This is a genomic window from Nitrospira sp. (assembly GCA_016715825.1).
Taxonomy (GTDB): Bacteria; Nitrospirota; Nitrospiria; order Nitrospirales; family Nitrospiraceae; genus Nitrospira_D.
The window spans coordinates 135,417-157,076 of record JADJXO010000001.1; the positions used below are offsets into that span (position 1 = coordinate 135,417).

At 56.0% G+C, this 21,660-nt stretch carries 19 protein-coding genes; 11 read left to right on the top strand and 8 right to left on the bottom strand.

What is annotated here, in order from left to right:
- Positions 1-47 precede the first annotated feature (47 nt).
- Both IPM58_00630 and IPM58_00635 read left to right on the top strand, forming a co-directional pair.
- A complete protein-coding gene (locus tag IPM58_00630) occupies positions 48-686 on the top strand; it encodes a hypothetical protein (protein MBK9305619.1) in 639 nt (212 codons plus the stop codon).
- A complete protein-coding gene (locus IPM58_00635) occupies positions 683-1,006 on the top strand; it encodes a thioredoxin family protein (GenBank protein MBK9305620.1) in 324 nt (107 codons plus the stop codon). The genes IPM58_00630 and IPM58_00635 overlap by 4 nt, the downstream gene beginning before the upstream one ends.
- A 95-nt stretch (positions 1,007-1,101) precedes the next feature.
- Here IPM58_00635 and IPM58_00640 read toward each other — a convergent pair whose 3' ends face one another.
- The 5 genes from IPM58_00640 to IPM58_00660 form a co-directional block, all read right to left on the bottom strand.
- A complete protein-coding gene (locus tag IPM58_00640) occupies positions 1,102-2,961 on the bottom strand; it encodes a hypothetical protein (protein ID MBK9305621.1) in 1,860 nt (619 codons plus the stop codon).
- Between the two features lie 237 nt (positions 2,962-3,198).
- Positions 3,199-4,824 (bottom strand): glucose-6-phosphate dehydrogenase, encoded by a 1,626-nt coding sequence (gene zwf / locus IPM58_00645; protein ID MBK9305622.1) that lies wholly within the window; start codon positions 4,822-4,824, stop codon positions 3,199-3,201.
- Positions 4,793-5,686, bottom strand: coding sequence for a decarboxylating 6-phosphogluconate dehydrogenase (gene gnd / locus IPM58_00650; protein MBK9305623.1), 894 nt, complete (start codon positions 5,684-5,686; stop codon positions 4,793-4,795). Before gnd ends, zwf begins: the two co-directional genes overlap by 32 nt.
- Positions 5,687-5,824: 138 nt before the next feature.
- Complete coding sequence (locus tag IPM58_00655) at positions 5,825-6,610, bottom strand: hypothetical protein (protein ID MBK9305624.1); 786 nt, start codon at positions 6,608-6,610, stop codon at positions 5,825-5,827.
- Positions 6,611-6,785: 175 nt separating this feature from the next.
- Positions 6,786-7,817 carry an aminotransferase class I/II-fold pyridoxal phosphate-dependent enzyme gene (locus IPM58_00660; GenBank protein ID MBK9305625.1) on the bottom strand — a complete coding sequence of 344 codons (1,032 nt, stop codon included), beginning with the start codon at positions 7,815-7,817 and terminating at the stop codon, positions 6,786-6,788.
- Between the two features lie 91 nt (positions 7,818-7,908).
- Between IPM58_00660 and IPM58_00665 the strand changes: the two genes are divergently transcribed.
- Positions 7,909-9,192: an MFS transporter gene (locus IPM58_00665; GenBank protein MBK9305626.1), complete on the top strand. Its 1,284-nt coding sequence runs from the start codon at positions 7,909-7,911 to the stop codon at positions 9,190-9,192.
- Between the two features lie 67 nt (positions 9,193-9,259).
- Here IPM58_00665 and IPM58_00670 read toward each other — a convergent pair whose 3' ends face one another.
- Positions 9,260-10,090 (bottom strand): hypothetical protein, encoded by an 831-nt coding sequence (locus IPM58_00670; protein ID MBK9305627.1) that lies wholly within the window; start codon positions 10,088-10,090, stop codon positions 9,260-9,262.
- 222 nt (positions 10,091-10,312) lie between these two features.
- Between IPM58_00670 and IPM58_00675 the strand changes: the two genes are divergently transcribed.
- The 7 genes from IPM58_00675 (at position 10,313) to IPM58_00705 (ending at position 16,879) form a co-directional block, all read left to right on the top strand.
- Positions 10,313-11,680: a glutamate-5-semialdehyde dehydrogenase gene (locus IPM58_00675; protein MBK9305628.1), complete on the top strand. Its 1,368-nt coding sequence runs from the start codon at positions 10,313-10,315 to the stop codon at positions 11,678-11,680.
- Between the two features lie 131 nt (positions 11,681-11,811).
- Complete coding sequence (locus IPM58_00680; protein MBK9305629.1) at positions 11,812-12,993, top strand: class I SAM-dependent methyltransferase; 1,182 nt, start codon at positions 11,812-11,814, stop codon at positions 12,991-12,993.
- 191 nt (positions 12,994-13,184) lie between these two features.
- The gene (locus IPM58_00685; protein MBK9305630.1) at positions 13,185-13,817 is read left to right on the top strand and encodes a hypothetical protein; all 633 of its coding nucleotides are present in this window, start codon (positions 13,185-13,187) and stop codon (positions 13,815-13,817) included.
- 34 nt (positions 13,818-13,851) lie between these two features.
- Positions 13,852-14,562: a hypothetical protein gene (locus IPM58_00690; protein MBK9305631.1), complete on the top strand. Its 711-nt coding sequence runs from the start codon at positions 13,852-13,854 to the stop codon at positions 14,560-14,562.
- 14 nt (positions 14,563-14,576) lie between these two features.
- Positions 14,577-15,095: a hypothetical protein gene (locus IPM58_00695; protein MBK9305632.1), complete on the top strand. Its 519-nt coding sequence runs from the start codon at positions 14,577-14,579 to the stop codon at positions 15,093-15,095.
- Positions 15,096-15,114: 19 nt separating this feature from the next.
- The gene (locus IPM58_00700) at positions 15,115-15,888 is read left to right on the top strand and encodes a hypothetical protein (protein MBK9305633.1); all 774 of its coding nucleotides are present in this window, start codon (positions 15,115-15,117) and stop codon (positions 15,886-15,888) included.
- A gap of 10 nt (positions 15,889-15,898) precedes the next feature.
- Positions 15,899-16,879, top strand: a complete 981-nt coding sequence (locus IPM58_00705) for a hypothetical protein (GenBank protein MBK9305634.1) — start codon at positions 15,899-15,901, stop codon at positions 16,877-16,879.
- 701 nt (positions 16,880-17,580) lie between these two features.
- Here the strand turns inward: IPM58_00705 and IPM58_00710 are convergent.
- Entirely contained in the window at positions 17,581-18,126 is a 546-nt protein-coding gene (locus IPM58_00710) for a cytochrome C (protein MBK9305635.1), read from the bottom strand.
- 41 nt (positions 18,127-18,167) lie between these two features.
- Positions 18,168-18,341, bottom strand: a complete 174-nt coding sequence (locus tag IPM58_00715; GenBank protein MBK9305636.1) for a hypothetical protein — start codon at positions 18,339-18,341, stop codon at positions 18,168-18,170.
- Between the two features lie 346 nt (positions 18,342-18,687).
- Between IPM58_00715 and IPM58_00720 the strand changes: the two genes are divergently transcribed.
- Positions 18,688-21,657: an SMP-30/gluconolactonase/LRE family protein gene (locus IPM58_00720; protein MBK9305637.1), complete on the top strand. Its 2,970-nt coding sequence runs from the start codon at positions 18,688-18,690 to the stop codon at positions 21,655-21,657.
- Positions 21,658-21,660 lie beyond the last annotated feature (3 nt).

Consider the following 21,660-nt stretch of genomic DNA (forward strand, 5'->3'; position numbering starts at 1 on the left):
CGGCATCAGCGGTATCTGAGAAGACGCTGGGCCTACAGGTGGTGGATATGAATCGATCAACGCTGGTGATTTGCTTCGGGGATAGTTTGACTGCCGGGTTTCAGTCCCCGACCAGGGACAATCCGACTGGAGCAGAGACTCCCTACGGGAGGTTTCTCCAGTCGTCTTTGGGTGATGCGGCAGAGGTTCGAACGAGTGGAATATGCGGAGAATCGACGAGTGAGATGGTCATGCGGTTTCAGCGCGACGTCCTCAGGCATGCACCGGCCTATGTGCCTCTGCTTGGAGGAACGAATGATTTGGGATGGAACACGTCTCCATCGGACATCATACGCAATTTGGTCAAGATGTATGAACAAACTCTTGCGATGGGCAGCCTACCGATTCCAATGACCATTCCGTCAATCCGCGTAGAGGATGGTTTGGAAAGTGGTGAAGGACGGGAGTGGATTGCTGGACTTCTTGCCAAGCGACACGAACTAAACCGACTCATCCGGGACTATGCTGACTCGAAGGGCATCGGGCACGTCGATCTGTTCACCGCCACTGCCGAGCCGGAGAGCGGCCAGTTGGCGGCGATCTATTCGAACGACGGGATTCATCTGACCACGGCCGGATATCAATTGTTCGCCAACATGGTCGCTCAGATTCTACAACCGCTAGTGGCTCGATCCACATCGACATGAGTACCATTCTTCAAGCTGTGACCGATCGAGAGTTTGATCGAGTGGTCGGGGGCATGATGGTCCCAGTCTTGGTTGAGTTCTGGAAGCCGGGGTGTGGCCATTGTCAGGTCTTGATGAGAGGACTGGAACAGTTACAGAAGGAATGCGGCGATCAGGTGCATGTGTTGACCATGGATGTCGATGAGAATTTTCAGATTCCTGCTGAGTTGGAAGTCGTGTCGCTCCCAGCCCTCGCGTTCTATCGAAACGGTGAATTTATAAAATTCATTGGGGGAATTGGGAAGAAGAACGAGATCCTGAAGCAGATAGCAGAATTGTGAGACCCCGCTGAGGAGATCCAACTCAAGAACCCCCGTCACGTCGGTTCCCGACGAATCCTGACCTACCATGGTGCCAGTTGTTCCGTTCGAATCGATTACAGGCTCTTGAGAAACTCGATCAGGTCAAGCCGTTCTTGACGGCTAAGTCCTCGTCCCAGGACGCCTGGGCCAGGCGGTCCATCTTTAAATTCGTGACCGGTGTTCAGGTTGCCGGGGATAGAGGTGTCAAGCCGGAAGGTTCCTCGCGTACATTCCGTGCGATACCCGATGTGTATTGGGTCATACTCGCGATCTCCCAGGCAGAAGGCCTTCGGCCGCTCTGCAACAGGCGAAAGTAGAGCATACATTGTGGGGACCGAGCCGTTGTGAAGAAACGGGGCGGTCGCCCAGATCCCGTTGAGCGGCCGTGCCTTGTAAATGTTCTTGGTCTGGAGGAGATTCGGACGGTAGCCGTTCATGCGGACTCGATCGGCGGCCGAGATGTGGTGTTCGTCGTACCAGGCTGTGGTTGCTTTATCGACAACCGCGGCGAGCATCTGCCCAAACGTTCCGTCGACGAGAGCCCTATTGTCGTTCCGTGTTCCAGGAATACCCAGATAGGAGGGAAGCGTGACTCGACGTTCTCCTAAGAGTTTGGCTTGACCCGGATCGGTCCCGATCTCTGCGACTGGAATTTCGACCAAATCGAGATATCGCTCGCCGGCAGCATTCGGCTGCTGCCAGCGTTGATGTGTCCAGAAGGCATCCTCATTCACAGGTGAGAGGTGGCAGCTCTGACACAACTCCTGATACAGAGCCCGACCGCGCTTCGTGCGCTCTTGGTCGATGCTTCCCAGAATGTCCTCCGGCCAAACGGGCGCGCGGAGGCCTTTGAAGCCAGGCGTTCCGGAATGCGGATTCTTGCCGGCCAGCAATTGTTCGATCTCATGGAGTTCGTGAATGTCGACTGTGGACTTGTACAGCGGCTGTGTAGGATTGATGAGATTGATCTTGGCGCCAACGCCTAGCGCTTCGCCTGCGTTGCGGAACATCGGCTGTAGAATCGACGCGTCATATTCGACCCATGTAAACCAATAGGTATCCCAAATGTGCGGGAAGTTGACCGGCGCATTGTTGCCGGCCAGATTGACTCTGGCATCAAACCCAGGCGCACCCAGTAGATCGGTGAAAAACACCTGTGTGCCGATTCGATTAATGGCGTCCAACCGAGCAAAGCCCTCTTCGACGTTCTGATGGGCTACGGTGTCGGTGATCGTCTTGAGCTGTTGGATGCGGGCAAGCAGAGCTTTCAGTTGGCCTTGGAGCTGTGCGGCTTGTTCAGCCGTGTGGTCCTCACTCAGGACTCGCCTTGCGAATCGCCTGAATCGACCAGGTACGGTGTCGGTCTGGGCTAAGGCCAGGCCGAGCGCATGACGAAACGTGCCAAGGTCGGTCATTGCAGGCGCCCCATCAATCCGGAGGCTGGTGCCGCGGTATTCGATCTGCCCCGTGTGACACGCCGCGCAGGTAAATCCAAGCTGGTCTGGTTGCATCGCGCCGGTGACTGGATCTTGAGCAGCGGGCAGCTTGCTGAACCCGACCGGTAACCCATCCGGGTTTCCTAAAAACGAGAGATAGTTGTCGTGATGCGTCGTACGGGTTCCCACCTGTTGGGGACTGGGGATAAAGCCGTATCGACTCAAATAGCCTCGATCCGAGAATAGGCCTGGGAGACTCAGGAGAGAAAGTTCAGGTTGTTCGAGTGCCAAGAACCACTTGTAGGGAACTGGAAGGGTTGCAGTGCCTTGAGAGATGTGATGAAACCAGAACCGTTCATCACGGGACCATCCCTGCTCGAGCCAGCGGACTTCCTGCACGGGGGGATTCATGGGAATATCCGGTACAAACACTGTAGGCATGGAACAACCGATGATCGACGTGAGTGCCAAGCCTGTGAATACAGAATACGTTCTCATCTGGTCTCCTCTCCGCACGGCCAAGACGCTCTTCCGCTCCTCAGCGGGGATGGAGCAAGGAGTAGGCCAGGATGGTTCTACGTGGAGTGGTTTTGATATCAAAGTGTTGTGAGGACTTGAGAGGAGAGGGAACCCAGGGGGTGAATCCTTTTCGATAATTCAGTGTATCGAGATGGATACGGTGGGACGAGGTGGTCGAGGATTTCCTGACATGGTCTAGCCGCGTGATGAAGGAGGCTAGAGCACCCGCCAGGTGCGGCCGTCATTTTGGATGAGGCGGTCGGCTTCGACCGGTCCCCAGGTGCCGGCTTGATATTCGGGAAGCCAGCGTTGGCCGGATTTTTCCCAGGCTTCGAGGATTTGGGTGATCCAGGCCCAGGAGGCCTCGACGGCGTCACGCCGCATGAAGCGGGAGGCGTCTCCTGCCATCACGTCGAGCAAGAGGCGCTCGTACGCCTCTGGTGATGGTCGACCGAACACCTCCCCGTACTGGAAATCCATTTCAACCGGATGCGTCTGAGCGCGGGTTCCTGGCACGCGAGAGACGATGCGGAACGAGAGCCCTTCTTCCGGCTGAATCTTCAACGCTAGGACGTTCGGGGCTTGAGGATTTTGTGCATTGGCATTGAAGAGGATCTGCGGGATCTCTTTAAATTGCACGGCGACCTCACTAGCTCGTAGCGGCAACGCTTTCCCCGTCCGCAAATAAAAGGGAACTCCGGACCAACGCCAGTTTTCTACGAAACATTTTACGGCCACGTAGGTCTCGGTCGTGGAATCGGGCTTGACGCCTTTCTCACGTCGATAGCCGGGGACCGGTGTGTCGTGGACCTTCCCTTCCGTGTACTGGGCGCGCACGGTGCACTTCTCCACATCTTTCACTGTAATGGGCCGCAAGCAGCGCAGCACTTCCATCTTGGCGTTTCGCACGACGTCCGGATCGAGGGAGTAGGGCGGTTCCATTGCAACGAGGCAGAGCAACTGCAGCAAATGATTTTGAATCATGTCGCGTAACGCACCGGCTTCTTCGTAATAGCTGGCTCTGGTGCCGACGCCTTCCGCTTCGCTCACCGTAATTTGGACATGGTCGACATATTTGTGGTTCCAGATCGGCTCGAAAATGCTGTTGGCAAAGCGTACGACCATGAGGTTTTGAACGGTTTCTTTCCCCAGGTAGTGATCGATCCGGAAAATCTGTGATTCGTCGAAGACGCGGCCTGTGACCTCGTTGATGGCTTTGGCACTAGTCAGGTCCCGACCGACTGGTTTCTCTACGATGATGCGGGTATAGGGGGAGCGAGCGCCTGGGGTGCCTGCCAAACCGGAGTGGGCGAGGCCTTCGCAGACGGCGGTAAACGAACTGGGGGGAATACTGAGATAGAAAATACGATTGCCCGGGAGCTTGAATTTCTGCTCGAGTTCTTCAGCTCGCGCGTTAAGGCGCGCATAGGTTTGAGGGTCGTCGTTTTCCCCAGACAGATAGAACAGGTGTTCGGAAAACCTGTTCCACGTGTCGTCGATCAAAGCCTGCCTGGAATGCTTGACGACTCCTTCGCGGACCGTGGCGCGAAACTCTTCGTCGCTCATAGAGGTTCGACCTAGCCCCAAGACCAGATAGTTTGAAGGGAGGAGACCGTCGAGGAGGAGGTTGTAGACGGCAGGAATGAGACGTCGTTTGGCGAGGTCTCCAGATCCTCCAAAAATGACAAGTGTGCAAGGCTCCACAGGAGGAAGGGTTTCCTTTGCAGGGCTAATATCGATCCGTTGACTTGTCGTCGGCCAAGCGCCATGTGATCGAACAAGTCCCCTGCAGATTATTCTGATTCGAGCGTCACCGCCGTACGGCGTGACCTCCGAAGGCATTCCGGAGAGCCGCCAGCATCTTTTCTGCAAACGATTCGTCTTGCCGTGAGCGAAACCGAGTAAACAGGGCCGTGGTTAAGGTCGGAACCGGCACATCCTTCTCGATGGCGTCGGCAATCATCCAGCGGCCCTCGCCGGAATCTTGGACATAGCCTTTCAGGTGCTCCAGTTTGGGGTCTTGTTTGAGTGCGCCTGCGGCGAGCTCCAGGAGCCAGGATCGGACAACGCTCCCATGCATCCAGAGGTCGGCGACTCGTGCTAAGTCCAGTTTGTACTCGCTCTTCGCCATCAACTCAAACCCTTCCGCATAGCCCTGCATCATGCTGTACTCAATGCCGTTGTGGACCATCTTGACATAGTGTCCGGCACCGACGCCTCCGACGTGGGCCCAGCCGTTTTCCGGAGCGAGAGTCTTGAAGACCGGGGCAAGCCGCTGGACGACCGATTCTTCGCCGCCGATCATCAGGCAGTATCCGATCGTCAGCCCCCAAATGCCGCCGCTGGTCCCGGCGTCCACATAGTGCAGACCCTTGTTCTTGAGCTCGGCGGCACGCCGCACATCGTCGTGAAACCGAGTATTTCCTCCGTCAATGATGGTGTCACCGGGGCTCAACAGCGCAGCAACGGACGACACGGTTTCTTCCGTGGGTGCGCCCGACGGAACCATGATCCAAACGGCACGTGGTGCGCTGAGCTTACTCACGAGGTCGGCAAGGGATGACGATCCGACACATCCGTGGCCTTCACCCTGTTGAATCAGCTCGGTGGATCGATCATAGACGACCAGGCGATGCTGATCGCGCCGCAGACGGATGACCATGTTCATGCCCATTTTGCCTAAGCCGACAAATCCCAGTTCCATAAGCGCTCCTTCGTATGAATGATGGTCGCTGAAGATCCGGTGCTCGTTGAGTACTGTACGGGCAGGCTCGGTTTCGCACAAGTTGAAAACGAAATACGCTCCGTATGCAGAGGCAACCGGTGGCGTGCATCCCCGTGATCAGTCGATCCGAGCAGGATTCGGGACATCCTTAAAGAGGAGATCGGCAAATTGCCTGGCAAAGTTGAGCTTGTCGGGGAGGGTCGTCGCTGTGAGGAATTGCCCAGCGAGGTCTGCAAGTGCCGGTTCACGTGAAAACATGAATCGATGGATATCCACCGGTGCGACCAACCAAAACCCTCTCAGACGAAAGAATGCCGAGATGCAATCTTCATAGAATAATGTCAAGAGGTAGTAGGCGGTTCCAGGTTTCTCTGCAAGATCCTGGGCTTTTCCGAGCTGGTGATAGCATTGGGCCTTGAGCCGAATCTGTTCATTGATGGAAGCCTGCTGCGGTCCTTGACGGAACCGCTGGTGCACTTTTTCGAGGAGTGTGGCGCAGATACCGTCGTGGTCGTAGAGAATCCGACCCTTTCGAAGCAGGGAGGGAAGCCGGAGGGAATAGGCGAGATCGTCTTCCACGGACTGGTACCCATGATAGCGAATATCCGCAAGTCGTTCGCCGACTCGGAGGATTTCGTGGTGGTCGGCCTCGCCCTTTACAAGGGCGATCACATCGATGTCGCTGTGTGGCGTGATCGCCTTCCGTGCGCCTGATCCGACGAGGAGGACCCCTACCAAATCACCGCCTCGTCGGCCTTTCACATGTCGCAACACGACCTCGAGGTTGTCCTCAAATCCAGGTGGTGGAGGAAGTTCGGGCTGTTCCGGCGGTTCAGGGACCTCCAGCAGCTCTGCATTCAGTTCTTCCCGAGAGGGGGAGCTTATCGCGGTATCTGAGTCCATGACAGTCTCGGCATGATCATTATCACAGGTTCTGAATATCCCCTGATGGCGAAGGACAGATTCCCAATCTGGCTCGTTGTTGAGATGACGCCAGATGAACAGGAGCAGAAATCAGTCGCTGACATCTTCTTCCGGCATTCTATGGATAGAGGAGGAAGCTGTCAATGTGGAAGGGTCACCGCGAGAGGACTTTGGTAAAGATGCCGGCGGCTTCGTCGATCTGTTTCGCGGCGATGTTCAGATGGGTCACCGCTCGGTACGTGTTTCCACCCAGCGCATTGATGAGGACGCCCTGCTCTTTGAGCGCAGTCACCAGCTCAGTGGACGTGCGGCGCTCGTCGATGATGTCAAAAATGATAATATTGGTCTCCACGTGCTGAGGGACAATTTGGATCGTGGGAATTTGTTGCAGCAGGCGTGCAAGTTTCTTCGCATGTTCATGGTCGGTCTTCAGACGGGGGACATGCCGCTCGAGCGCGTAGATCCCGGCGGCGGCGATGATGCCGGCCTGGCGCATGGCGCCGCCATACATCCGACGGAAGCGGCGCGCGCGATCGATGACCTGTTGGTCGTTTGAGAGCAAGAGGGATCCGACCGGAGCCCCGAGGCCTTTCGATAAACAGATCGACACGGTTTCAAAGTGTTGGGCATACACCGTCGGCGGCAGCGTCGTGGCGGCGACGGCGTTGAACAGCCGTGCTCCGTCGAGGTGCATGGGGATTCCATGCCGGACGGCGATGGCACGGATTCGCTCGATGGTGGAGAGCGGATAAATCGTGCCGCCTCCGGCGTTATGTGTGTTCTCAAGGCAAATGAGCGCTGTCGTGACGTTGTGGGGATCGTTCGGTCGAATAGCCGCTTCGACCTGCTCTGCAGACATGACGCCGCGCTCACCGTAGATCCAATGGAGTTGCACGCCCGCCAACGCGCCCGCAGCCCCTTGCTCGTAACGGACGATGTGACTCTTGCTGTCCACGATAATTTCCTGTCCCGGCTGGGTCTGTGATCGGATGGCGAGTTGATTCGCCATCGTGCCGGACGGGACGAAGAGTGCGAAACGCTTGCCGAGCATGTTCGCTGCCATATCCTGAAGACGATTGACGGTGGGGTCTTCTCCATAGACGTCATCACCGACCTCGGCACGCGCCATGGCTTTCCGCATCTCGTCCGTTGGTTTGGTGACGGTGTCGCTCCGAAGGTCGATCATGCGTGCTCCCTCCAGGGAATTCCCCATGGTTTCGGCATTCTAGCAGATAGAGTACGTACAGGCGAAACGATAACTGATACAGTGCTGAGGCATGGCCGAATCTGATACACCACGTCTGACTCGCTGCGCCGAGTGGCTCGGAGCTGAACGGGAAGAGCTTGTTCCCTTGGCCTGGGCGTTCGCCTATTTTTTCTGTCTCCTCTGCGGGTATTCCATTCTCCGTCCCGTTCGTGACGAAATGGCTATTGAAGGGGGGTTGCACAATCTTCCCTGGATGATGTCCGGAACCTTCCTGACCATGCTCTGCGTCACGCCGCTGTTCGGATGGCTGTCGGCGCGCTGTTCACGCTATCGGCTGCTGTTGACCGTCTACACCTTTTTCATCACCAATCTGGCGGCCTTCTATGTGGTCATGACGAGTCAGGTGTCACCGGAGTGGGTGGCCCGTGGATTTTTTGTCTGGTTGTCGGTCTTCAATCTGTTCATCGTGTCGATCTTCTGGAGTTTCATGGCCGATTTGTTTACCCCGGAGCAGGGTGCCAGGCTGTTCGGAGTCATCGCGGCAGGTGGAAGCAGCGGGGCTCTGGTCGGCCCGCTCCTGACGGCGGGTCTCACCTTCATAGCTTCGGTTCCTGTGCTCATGTTGGCGTCAGCGGTCTTTCTGTCCCTCTGCGTGGGTTGCATCTACCGGCTTGAACAATGGGGGCGTGGACGGTCCGACCATCATCGGCCCCAAGCGGGTGACCCGCTTGGGGGAGGGTTCCTTGCCGGGATTCGCCTGACCTTCTCCTCGCCGTATTTGCTCGGAATCTGCGGCTACCTGAGTCTTCTCACCATGACCGCTACGTTCCTGTATCTTGAGCAAACGCGCTTGGTCTCCGACTATCTCGACCAGCCGGAGGCCCGCACGCGGCTCTTTTCTTCGCTGGATTTTACAACCAATCTACTCACGTGGTTGACGCAGGTCTTCATCACAAGACGACTGGTCAGCCGATTCGGGTTAATCGCGCCGCTGCTGTTTCTTCCGCTCGTCAGTCTGATCGGATTTGCGGGAATCGCCTTGTGGCCGACCCTTGCGGTCTATGTTGTGTTTTCGGTGTTGCGCCGAATGGGAGAGTACGCGCTCTCAAAACCGGCACGCGAAGTGCTGTTCACGGTCGTCAGTCGTGAAGAAAAGTACAAAGCGAAGAACTTCATCGATACGGCCATCTCACGCGGTGGTGACACGTCGACGGCCTGGCTCGTGACGGCCTTGAAAGCCTTTGGCGCGACGACGACTCACATCGCCTGGGCGGTGGTTCCCTTGATGGGAGTTTGGGCCTGGTTGGCTACCATGCTGGCCCGAGAAGAAAAGCGTCGGTCGGCATCTACCTGATTTGCTCCGAGTCGTGTATCGGCTGCGAGGTGAGAACCCAGTCAGCACTCGGCGCTGTAACACCCTGTTAGTCTCGAACGACAAACGAACCAATCACATAGGAACTGGCACGTCCTGCTCTGGTCCCTCGTAGCCGCACCTCAGACACATCTCGCGTCCATTCGCGAATATTCCAGTTGCGGTCCGCCTTCAGCTCCGGCCAATACCACCAGGTTCCATCGCGTTTTCGGAACCATATTTGGATCGAGGTCTCCGGCAAGATGCGGATAGATTCCATGTCGAAATAGGCGGGCGCATGGTTTTCGGCGTCGGTGACCCAGATCTTGATCCACTGATTGAGGTCATGCGAGGAGAGAACCCGAGGAGTCTTAGCCCAATCCACATTGGTGCATTTCCACTCGATCAGCCTCCCGAAGCCCCGCCCGAGGCCGTCTCCCGGACTCGGCAACGTATAGCACTCGATACCGGTTTCCATACTCAGATGGAAATGCGCCTGTCCCATGCTATCGACGTTGACATCGTACTTGGAACAGCGTTCCCGGTAGGTCCAGCAGTCATTATGCTTGGACGGATCACATATCTGTAGCTGGCCGGAAGGTGATCGGCCTGTTTTATGGGCGACGGTGGCTCTGGCCTGGGCGAGGATACGGTTCAACGCGCCCTCATCGTCGAAATCTACTACGCACTGTTGCGGGTTGCTCCCGTCAGGACGGGCTTGCACAACTTTGGGAGCCGGGCTTTCTCGTTCTCGCTCAGCAGCTTGTTCGGAGGTTGCTTGCGTCGGAGGTTCCACGGGTTTCATGGGTTTCAGCTCCGCACAGGCCCCCAGTACGATTGCCGTAAACACACAGAGAATCACATGGAAACCGCGTCCATCCTGAGGGGTCTCAGACCGCATCGGTCCTCCTTTCGATCGTACAACCCGCGAGTCTGTTCGCCACCAACTGACTTGTGACCATCGTGCCCGAATTGGCTTCGGCGAAACGTTAACGGCGGTACAGAGTTTACCTGCTAAGAAAATGCGTGATATAGTCCGCGACGAACCCGGCGTATTTTCTCAGGGTCTCGCAAGGAAATGCAATGAATCGTTGCACGATATATTTGAAGACTACCATCTCCCATGCCGCCAGAAATCCCCAATAAGCTCTATATCGACAAGCTCTTAAAGAATAGCAGAAAAGTGTCGCTGGAGGTGGCTCGTCTTTCTGGTGCGGTGAAGTCGGCCACGCTTCATGCCATGGCTGACCGGGTCTTATCTGATGAATCGCCCCTTCTGGAGGCCAACGCCAAAGATATTGAGGCCTTAGGAAAATCTCTCGACAGCGCCGATGCGAAAAATCGGATCAAGGCTGCGGTCGCGCGCGTGCGCGTAACGGCCGACCATATTAAGGAGATGGCAGATCGACTGCATCTCATCGCCGATCTGCCGGATCCCGTCGGACTCGTGACTTCCAGACAGGAGCGTCCTGATGGGCTGCAAGTGTCACGGGTAAGGGTACCGATCGGGGTCATCGGGGTGATCTCGGAGCGGAACCCGCTTATCATGGTGGAATCGATCGCGCTCTGTCTCAAGTCGGGTAACCTGTGCATCTTTCGCGGGGCTGGGGAATGGCGATGGACGCATCAGGCGATTGACGTTCGGTTGCAGGATGTGGCGGTAGCGGGTGGCGTGCCACCAGGGGCATGGGTGCTCATTGACCGCGATGAAAAGGAAGTGGCGCTCGAATTGATGCGAGCTGGAAAAGGGTTGGATGCCATGATCGTGCGAGGCGGACCCGGTTTGCGGAAAACCGCTGCAGAGCAAGTCAAGGTTCCAATCCTCTGTGATGACGGCGGGCTCACTCATTTGTATATTGATGAAGACACCGATCTTCCCATGGCGCAGAATCTGGTGATCAATTCAAAGGTGCAACAGACGGGGGCTGCCAACGCGCTCGATACGTTACTTGTGCAGCAGGTCGTGGGACGACAGTTCTTGCCTCCATTGATCAATCGACTGCTGGATCAATTCAAGATCGAAGTACGCGCGTGCCCCAAGACGGTCGCGCTGATGGGGCAGATGGCGATGACAGGTCATACAGCCATCGTCCCAGCTACCGACGGTGACTGGCAGACACAATTTGCCGGTCCGGTTCTCGCCATTAAAATGGTGGAACATCTCAGTGAGGCCTTGCAGCACATTGAGACACATGGCCCCTGTCTTACCGCCGGGATTGCCACCAGTCGCTATGACTCGGCTATGCGGTTTACGCGAGAGGTCAATGCCGGTGCGGTACTAGTGAACGCGTCGACCCGGCTTCACGCGGGTGACGGATTCGGGATGGGAACCGATCTGGGGCTGAGCGTGGGGAAGTTGCACGCTAAAGGTCCGATCGGCTTGGAGCAATTGACCTGCGAGAAGTACGTAGCCTGTGGGATGGGGCAACTCCGATTGCCGCATCCGGTTCCGGATACCTACTTTGATGCCATCATGCTCAAACGGCCGTAAGCGCCTACTGAAAACGTTCCCCAGCTTCGTTCTCAGTCATTCGAACCACTCAACGTACCTTCACCGCGTACGCCTCGTGGTCCTCACTCCTTGCGGCCTTGCTTGGAACCGTTTTGAGCAGGCGCGGTACAATGTCCACTGATTCGTCCCAAGAAGCGATTCACGATCATCTCGCCTGGTGGGGCCTCAAGCACTTCACGTCGGACCACGACTACTTTACCTGGCAACGACAACAATGGTCGTCGGGAGGTCTCGCGCAGCTCACCCGCCAGGCTGAACAAAAGCGAAGCGGCGATCGGCATGATGAAATCGCATTTTATGATTTCACCGCGCGGCCGACGATCTTGCCTGTCCTCTACAGCCAGCGATACGACTACTATGAGGAAATGGGGCGTCGGATCTGCGCATCGCTCGTCTCAGCGGAGACGGTTCTCGATTTCGGCTGCGGCCCCGGCATCCTGACGACCTTCTACGCACGGCAGTGTCCCGAAAAGACGTTCGTAGGACTTGATCGTTCTCGCGCCTTGATTGCGGTCGCGCAGCGAAAGGCAAGCGAGCTCGGTATAGGTAACGTTCGATTTGACTGTGTCGATGCGGAGACCGATTCTCTGCCGGGATCCTATGATCTGGCGATTGCTACTCATGTGCTGATGCAGTCCGAGTACGACCCCGGACTTCCAAGCCGCAGTTGGCGCACGTTCGAGCGCAAGCCCGATCCGTCGCAGCAATCCGCGTTTGAGCAGCGGACCGGGCTTGGGATCAGGCTTGATCGAGTCTGCAAAGCCTTGCGACTGAACGGCCGCATGATCCTGTGCGAGAAGACAAGGCAACTCGCCAGGCGTGTACCCTTCCAACGAGCCGTATCGAGGAGGGGATTCGGACTCGTTGGACCCGCGGAGCCCATTCACTATCGTTCTATTGAAGAAGCGGTGGATGATGGGCCTCTCTTTCTTGTGCATCGACGGTCCCATGCATCATCCGGTTGGGATGAACGACCTGAGGAAGACGAAGGCTCCCCGTTTGTTCAAGATATGGCCCAGCCCATGAACGATCCTGGGAGACCGCTGTATGAAAATCATTGGCCGTCGGCTCAGGGCGTGTGGGAAGAATTGAGGGATCGTGTCGCCGTGCAGGAGGCCACTCGCCAAGAATCGAACGGCCGACAAGTGCATGTTGAACGTGGCACGAGCGGCGACCTCTCCTACCTATACTGCGCGAACACCTTCGATCAACGGCAAGTCCTGATTGAGAAGCAGGCTCGGTCGGCGATGATCGAGGCCTACTACCAAGAAATCATCCGAGGGCTCCCCTAGTAATGCTACTGGATTGTACTGGCTGGTATAGGCCTCGCGCGCACGAAAATCAAAAAATACCTGATATTCCCCTTGCAATCGACGGTTCCCCTCGCTAGGCTGAATTCGCGTTCCAATATTTCACAAGACGTGGACACGTGGCGTTCTCGTTCATGCTCGTTCCGGGCGTGAGTCGAGAAGGAGGCACCACTATGAAAGCGCCGCACATTCTCCTTGCCGCCGTGAGTTTGGTCTTCACCGGGTGTGTGACTCCACCGGAGGTGAAACAAGCCCTCATCGCCAAGGACCAGGCGTACCTCGAGAGCGAGCAGTTGATGGAGGGATACCGCGAGCTGGTTCAGCAGGTTACCTCGCGCCATCACCATTGGTATCGCTATGTTCAAACTCGACTGAAACTCAATCTTGCGCTGCAATGGGCCACGACAAATCCGAAGTTGACAGACGTCGGCGATGCGGATTTAGCAGGCGATGATGCGGATCTATTGGGGCCAGAGGTGATCGCGCTGATCAACGACATTCGGCTCAAACATCTTCCGGAGCGAAAAGGGCCGACGGGGCAGGTGGTCTTTCATGCCGGCACCGCAGATATGAACACGCTCCTCCAGAAGCTCCCTGAGTTGATTGGGCGAGTGGAACAGCGTGTCGAGAAAGATTCGGCAGCGTCCTCCACGATGGACGTGGCGGCGTTCGATCACTACCGCAGGAACGTCGAGGCGGTGCGCCGGATCAACGCTATCATCAAACAATACCTGGATATCGACGTCACCGTATCCCGCAATGACGTGCAATCGCTTACCGAGGCCATGAGAACGCTGCGTCGCTGATGCGGCATGTCCTGTTCGCTGGGGAGGTCAGAAGATGATGAATCGACAAGCTGCAACCTTGGCAATCGGGTTGGTTCTCATGAGCGTAGTGGGTTGCAACTCGATTCATAGTGATGCCGTGCGCGATCTTTTGCACAAGGAAGGCGTGAAAATCGACGCGGCTCAGACAAACATCGACCTCTTTCAAAAAGAGACGGAAGAACGCATCACGTTCTTAGAACAGGCCCGCACTGAGTTGCACGAAGCCTTCAAGTCCCTGCGGACACACGAGACCAAACATCAATTTGTCCTCTCGTCCTATCGCAATATTGCGAGTAAAAAAGGCGAGGCTGCCTATGCTGCGGCCTATCTGGTCAGTCAGATCTATCTGACTGATTATCAGGGATTGGAAAAGGCTGTGTGGGATCAATTTGAGGATGATTTCTGCGGTTTGCGCGAGGCCGCCAATGCCTTGAACGACTCCTGGAAAAAGACGGCGGCGCTCCATGCCCAATTGAGACGCTATGCTGAGAAATCGGCGCTCGCATCGGTCGATCCTGAGTTTGTATCTGCGTTGATCGAACAGGCTCCAGGACAGTCGGATCGTATCATGGAGATAGTCAACCACTCACGAACTCTCAATGATGCGTTGGAAGAAGTCACGGGCGCGCGTATCGTGCGCGCGCCCGCGTTGCAACGCGCCCAGATGTTGACCTCCGACTTGGTGAACCTTCTGGATAACCTGAAGAAAGATGACGGGCAATAGGAGGAGGCACCGCCATGGAAACCAGTATCGCGGGGGTCGTAGGTTTTCTGGAAGACAACGACAGTCTGATCAAACAGTTGATGGAGACTGCCGAGCGCGCGCATCAGGAGATCAGCGATTTGTCGGGTCAGGTAGACCATGCTCGTGAAGAAGCAAATATCTTGGTCGATCAGCTCGGTGCCGTGGAATTTGCGGTTGGGAAAAGTGATGAAACGAGAGTTCGTCAAAAGGCGCTCCTGGAAGCAGTCGCGGCGCTGCGAAAAAAGTTTGAGACCTACAAAAACGACCCTCTTCGTCGCGGAATCTATGCGGCAGAGATTTCTAATCTCTATGTGCAGCTGGCCAATACCTTCAATAATGAGACGATTGCCCAGGTCGTCCCGTTCAGCACGGACGAAATCAAGACCTACAAAGAGTTGATGAGAGAGGCGGTTCTCGACGCGGCATCTCGTAAGAAGCGAGCTGCGGTCATTAAGGCTGCCGCGCGTGTTTCGAGGCTTGCAATTGGAATTGCCGGGAAATTGGCGGTGTGAGGGTGTGAAAGGTCGATCCATGCGACAGGCGCTCTTTCTCTGCATGGTTGTGGGGGTTGGGAGTGGATGCACACTGGATGCCGGCTCTCGCGGTCCCTTTGGACCTGAGGATCCGGAAACCGCAGTGCAGAAGGCCAGGTTGCCTGAGGCGGTTCCTTTTCTTCACAGTCTTCAGTTTACCGGTGAAGAGACCGCTGGGCACCATAAACCCAAAATGGTTGGTGCCTCTGGCGAGACAGCTGTGAAGCGGGCCGCCAATGAATCGGTCGTGCTGACTGCCGACGAGGTGGCGACCTTCCGAACGGTGGCCGAGAACGACCGTGGTGTCGTCCTGCAACTTGGGAGCCGTTGGGCTTTCATCGACGCCGACCGGATTCCACCGGAGGGAAAAATCACATTTGGTTGCTGTCGGCAGACCACAGGCCTCGTTCGCCTTGTGTATTACAGCTATAGTCAGAACGCGGCTGTCGAGGTTCGTGCAAAGAAATCAGGTGTTCTCAGTGTAGCCCGGCGTGAGGGGTATCAACCACCGGAAGGGCAACAGGATGTGCAACGAGGCATCGAATTAGCCAAAACGGATCCACGCCTGGTCGGTAAAGTCGACCAACTCCAAGGGCATGGACTCCTCATGCAGCCTGATCAAGGATTCTTTCGAAATGATCCAGGTTACGGCCATCGGACGATATGGATCACGTTTTCAGAGGGACAGGGCGGTGATCCCAAATATTGGGCGGTGGTTGATCTCACAGAAGATAAGGTTCTCGAGGCCGGTGAAGAGCCGCCTCGCTCGTGAGAGGAGGGTGATGAAAAGAATTTGCTCCATCGCTGTATTGTGGCTCTGCGTGCTGTCCTGGTTGGGAACAGCCTTCGCCGAGACACAGTCTGAACACGTGACCTGGGGGCCGTGGAGTTTCGACTGGGAGGTTCGCGATAACACCGGGCTCGCACTGCGAAACGTGACGTATGCCGATGAACTGATCCTTGCCAAGGCAAGCATGCCCGTCGTGCGTGTAAAGTACGTCAAGGAGCGGGTGTGGTGGAATCCGTTCACGTGGTTCGGCTCGCGTGCTGATAGCGGGCGATGCGGACCATTCCAGGACCGGTTGCGGTGGCAGGATCTGGTTCCAATCCTGAATTGCGGTGATCAAAAGGTCTGCCTAGAAAGCTCAACCCAGAATGCCGCGAAGTGGCTCGAGGTGGGCGTCTATGCCCGAATCGGCGAATATCATCTGTATCAATCCTGGCATCTCTCGGAGGATGGGGAAATCCGTCCAGTGCTGCAGAGCCGTGGCTTGTCATGCAATACCGACCACGATCATCATCCCTATTGGCGTTTCGACTTTGACGTTAACGGCAACGGCATGGACCAAGTCTTTGTGCATGAAGACGGCGGGGCGGATCTTGGATGGGGCCCAGGGTGGCGGAAATATACGAATGAGCGAAATGATGTCAAGATTCCCGCGCTCAACAAGACGTGGTTGATTCGTGATCAACTGAACGGCCACGGGGTCTGGGTGATTCCCGGTACCGGGTATGCTCCACTAAATGACGATGGCGAGCGGGACAAGTTTGCCGATTTCGACGTGGCTATCCGTCGCGCCAACGTGAGCGAGGATGTGCCCTGGAGCTTTGGCGCGCGCGGCCAACTCGGATATGACGAAGACAATCAAGGTGTCCAAGAGCAAGACATTGTGTTCTGGTACGTAGCTCATCTCCCCCATAGGGCTGCCCTAGGTCCGACCAAATGGCTGGCTCTTGGACCTATTCTGCGCGTTCAGCGGTGACCAATCCTTAGCTCGCGATTCTTTGATGGGCAGACCTCCTGCTTCGTCTCCAACGAACTCGTAAGAATTCTCATATTGACAGGGAATATTGAAGAGGAGTAAGGAAAGAATACTTCTAGAGACTGCATGACAATAAGCAAGTGATATCCGTCAGGGTACACAGGCGCTAACGTTATACAGAGCCAGGAGGAGGTGGTGATGGAAGACCTGAGTCCACCGGATCACATCAGCCCGCCCAGTCTTAGGCGGGTGTTTCGTCAGATACACTCACACATTTTCAGTCGGCCTGATCCCTCTCGGTAGAGAGATAGGCGACGGGTATAGGTCGTCTTGCGGCGTGGAGATTCTCCGTTCGGGGGGGGGGCATGCCTTTATAGTCTATCGTGTTTCTTGGGCGGAGTCCCAAGATGGGGCGGTACGCTGGGACACACATCGGGATCATGATACGAACGAAAGGAGCTAGCCATGGACACACTCGTTATGTTTGCAGTCATCATGCTCGCGATTCTCGTCGGTGGATTAGTCGTCTACAAGAAAAGTCAGTAGGGAACGAAGGGAGAAGGGGATCAGTTCAGTCTTCTGTTCCTATATTCTAATTGTTAGTTGATGCACCGGTACGATGTAGATGTGCCGGTGCCTCGGGTGTGGGCTGTGCCTTAAGACTGTGGGCGTCTTGTCTCAAGCCCTATAGAGGGGGTGATTTATTTCGACGTCTCCTCACTGGACGGAAACAGAATATAGGGAGTGGGCGGTTCCTGATCTGGTGGGAGGAAGTTGGGTGCTGGCTTTCCGGCTGGCCCAAGATTTCTGATGAACCGATAGATGGCACGCAGGTCTTCATCCGTCATTTCGCGCAGGACAAACCACGGCATCGGGGGCCGAAACTCGACGGCGCGTGACACCTGGATCCACTGGTCTTCCGAGAGATTGTGCATGTAGAGCCGTAAATTGCTCGCATACGTCGTTCCCCAGGGGCCCCGCCAACCGATCGAGTCTCCTTTGAGCCAGTCTTGCTCAGGTATCTTCCCAGCCGCGTCTGCATAGCCGGTGGTGTGGCAGTCGTTGCAGCCGGCGATCTTGATGAGATACCGACCCCGCTCCTCGGTCTTCTTGTCCAATGTCTTGTCCGAGGGCGTCACGTGGCTCAGGTGCGGTCCCTTGTCTTCAGCTGCCGCCGTGCCAGTCAGCACGGGTATCATCAGAAGTAGACAGAGACGCGAAGCACGAACGGTGTCAGAAAGAGGCATACTCTATTTTCCCATAGGTGGACCAACCGCCAGTCAGGAAATCAGTAATCATCGATTTCGTCTGTCTCGTCGAGCATCTCTGCTGTGATCTCGTCGGCTTCAGCGGTCCATTGAGTCAATGGAATACCCTTCGCCTTCAAGATCGCCTCCTGCTCCGTACCCGCAGCCAGTGTCAAATCGTATGTGATGGTCTGTCTGACCTGAAACATTTTCATGGGTTGGTCACCTTTGTTTGAAGCACGTGAAGTGATACGTGATCTTAAGGGTCCAATCGATAGCAGATCATGTCTTTGACGATGAGCGGCCTTTGACGAACAGACACAAGAGCTCCGCCGTGATGCCCTAACCGAAACAGGACTTCTGGTGCGGTCGTACCTGCGCATTGTAATCGATTCGACTGTGGATACCATAGGGGGTAATTTATTCTCTCGTTCGACCACATCCTCGACCGTTGCCTTGACTCCATTTCCATCGCTTTGTTAGAGTGATCAACCCAAGTCTAAGCGATTGAAAGATCCACTGTTTCCTGAACCGTTCCCATAAGCAATTCGAGGCAACACCGTGATGAAAGACTGGCTCTGTGATGACACGCGCTACGCCGATCGGTTCCGTCTCTTCGTTCAAGGTCTTCATGATGAATGGGGTGGTGGGGATTCCGTCGCTGAAGAGGAAGAACTCCCGCCGCCTCCGCAGAATGTTCAGGCCAAACCCGGCAACGGACGTATTACGCTGACATGGGATCCGGTTCCGGATGCCATGTACTACAACCTCTACTTCCAGACAACGAAGGGTGTGCAGATCAAGTTTTCTGAACTCACCCGTCCCATCGCCAGTGCCGACGATTTCAAGAGCGTCATCGGTGTGAAAAAAGAGAAGGCCAGCTGTATCGAAGGCCCGACCAGTCCGTACGTTCACGATGATCTGGCCAATGGGACCTGTTATCACTATGTGGTTACCGTGGTGACCTCGAAGGGGGAAAGTCCTGAATCGCAAGAAGTGATGGCAATTCCGTCGCCGTATCTCCTTTCGATGGTGATTGGTCAGGAAGGCGTAGAGGATGGTGAACTCAGCTCTCCCACGGGGATTGCGCTCGACAAAGACGGCCATATTTACGTGGCCGATACCGACAACCATTCGATCCAAAAATTCGACAAATCTGGAACCTTTTTGGCTCGATGGGGCGGTGAACCCGGTTCGCAAGAAGGGCAGTTCTATTATCCGCGTGGGCTGGCGGTTGGACCGGACGATGTGGTGTATGTGGCCGATAGCGGAAACAACCGTGTCCAAAAGTTCGATCTGGAAGGCAATGTGCAGAAGGCCTGGGGCAAGTTTGGGTTTGCCTGGCGCGGCGCCGATATGGGCCGCTTCGATGTGCCGTGGGGACTCACGACGGATCAAGACGGGAATGTCTATGTGTCGGATACCAGCAACTCGCGCATTCAAAAGTTCCAAGCCGATGGTCAACCGCTGTTGAAATGGGGGCGCGACGGCAGCTTCGACGGGGCATTCTTTTTCCCCCGCGGTGTGGCGGTGGATTTCGTCGGCAATATCTATGTCGCCGATGAGAGCAATAACCGTATTCAAAAGTTCGATACCCGCGGCAGCTTTTTGACGAAATGGGGGCGCGAGGGAAATGGACCTGGACAGTTCAAGTCGCCCTGGGGTATCGCGTGCGATGCACTCGGGAACGTCTATGTCGTCGATAGTGGAAATCATCGAATTCAGAAGTTCGACGGCAACGGAACCTTTCTCTGCTCGTTCGGCAATCGAGGGAAAACCGAGGGGCAGCTCAATTTCCCCTATGGGATCACCGTGGATAAAGAGGGGTGTGTGTTCGTCGTCGATAGCGGCAATAGCCGCGTACTCAAGTACATACCGACTGAAGAAGAAATGAATCGTGGAAAAGAGCAGCCGACACAGGCAGAAGAGGCCGGGTCAATACAGCCACCCCGCAGTCTCGCGGTGAAGGCCGGTGATACCGAGGTTTTCCTGAGCTGGATGGAAGTGCCGGGCGCCCAGGCCTATAACCTCTATTTCAGTACCTCTCCTCATCTCACGATACAAGGCGCGACCAAGATCGAAGGCGTGACGAATCCCTACACGCACGAAGGTCTTACGAACGATACCCCGTATTTTTATGCGGTGACGGCTTCGTTCGAAGATGGGGCGGAGAGCGGCTTATCGGAAGAAATGACGGCGACGCCCGTGCTGATCGATATCACGGCGCCGCAGAATCCCTATGCGGTGATCAATCACGGCGCGTTTATGACGAACTCACCGGATGTGGTCGTGACGATCTCGGCGACCGACTTGGATACGGGGGTCGGTGCCTATTTCATTTCGGAAAGCCCATTGACCCCGATGGCGGGTACTCCGGGGTGGGTCGATGTCACGCCGGCCATCAAATTTGGGGCGACCATTCCCTTCATCCTGTCCCCCTCGGATGGGCAAAAGACGATTTACGTGTGGTTCAAGGATGTTGGGAATAACGTCTCGACACCAGCCACCACGACCATTCTGGTCAATACATCCGGATATCTGTGTGTGGCGAAATGGGGGAAGCCGGGTCGTGGCGCGTCGCTGTTACATGGCGGCGAATTCATGGCACCCATGTACGGACTTACTGTTGATCGGCAGGGATCGCTGTTTGTCGTCGACAACGGCAATAATCGCGTTCAGAAGTTCGATAACGCCGGCAACTTCATCATTCTCTGGGGAAACTTCGGGTCCGCGAACGCCAACTTTCACAATCCCACCGGCATGGCCTGCGACGGAAACGGTGACGTCTGGGTGGTCGATACGAACAACCATCGCGTGCAAAAGTTCGATGGCAAGCTCGGTGGATATCTGATGAAATTCGGCTCGCGTGGGAACGGCGAGGGGCAGTTTAATGCCCCGTGGGGCATCGCGGTCGACCGTGTACGTGGCTACCTCTATGTCGTCGACAGCGCAAATTTCCGTGTACAGAAGTTCGACATGACGGGCGAGTTCATCATGGCCTGGGGCAGCTTTGGGAACGGCGATGGGCAGTTCTATTTTCCGCGCGGCGTGGCCGTCGATCAGGAGGATGGATCAGTCTACATCGTCGACATGGGGAATCATCGCATCCAGAAGTTCGACACCAGTACCAATGTGTTGCCGCAGTTGTTGACGAGGTGGGGAGGCAGTCCAATTGCCGGGCATGCCAGCAGTCCCTTGGCACAGGAAGCCGGTCAGTTGCGCTCCCCCTGGGGAATCACCGTCGATGGGGCCGGCGACGTGTATGTGACGGATACGGGCAATCACCGCATCGAGAAATTCGACCGCGAGGGGAATTTTATCACGCAATGGGGCGGGTTCGGAAACGGTGACGGGCAATTCAATTTTCCGTATGGGATTGCAGTCGATGCGAAGGGGAGTGTCTTTGTCGTCGACAGCGGCAACACGCGCGTGCAGCAGTTCATGCCTGCGGAAGAGGGCAGTGAACGTTTGCAGGATGAGGCTGAGGAGCTGGCTGAGTTGGAGAAGGTGCAACGAACCCAGAACGTCTGAAGA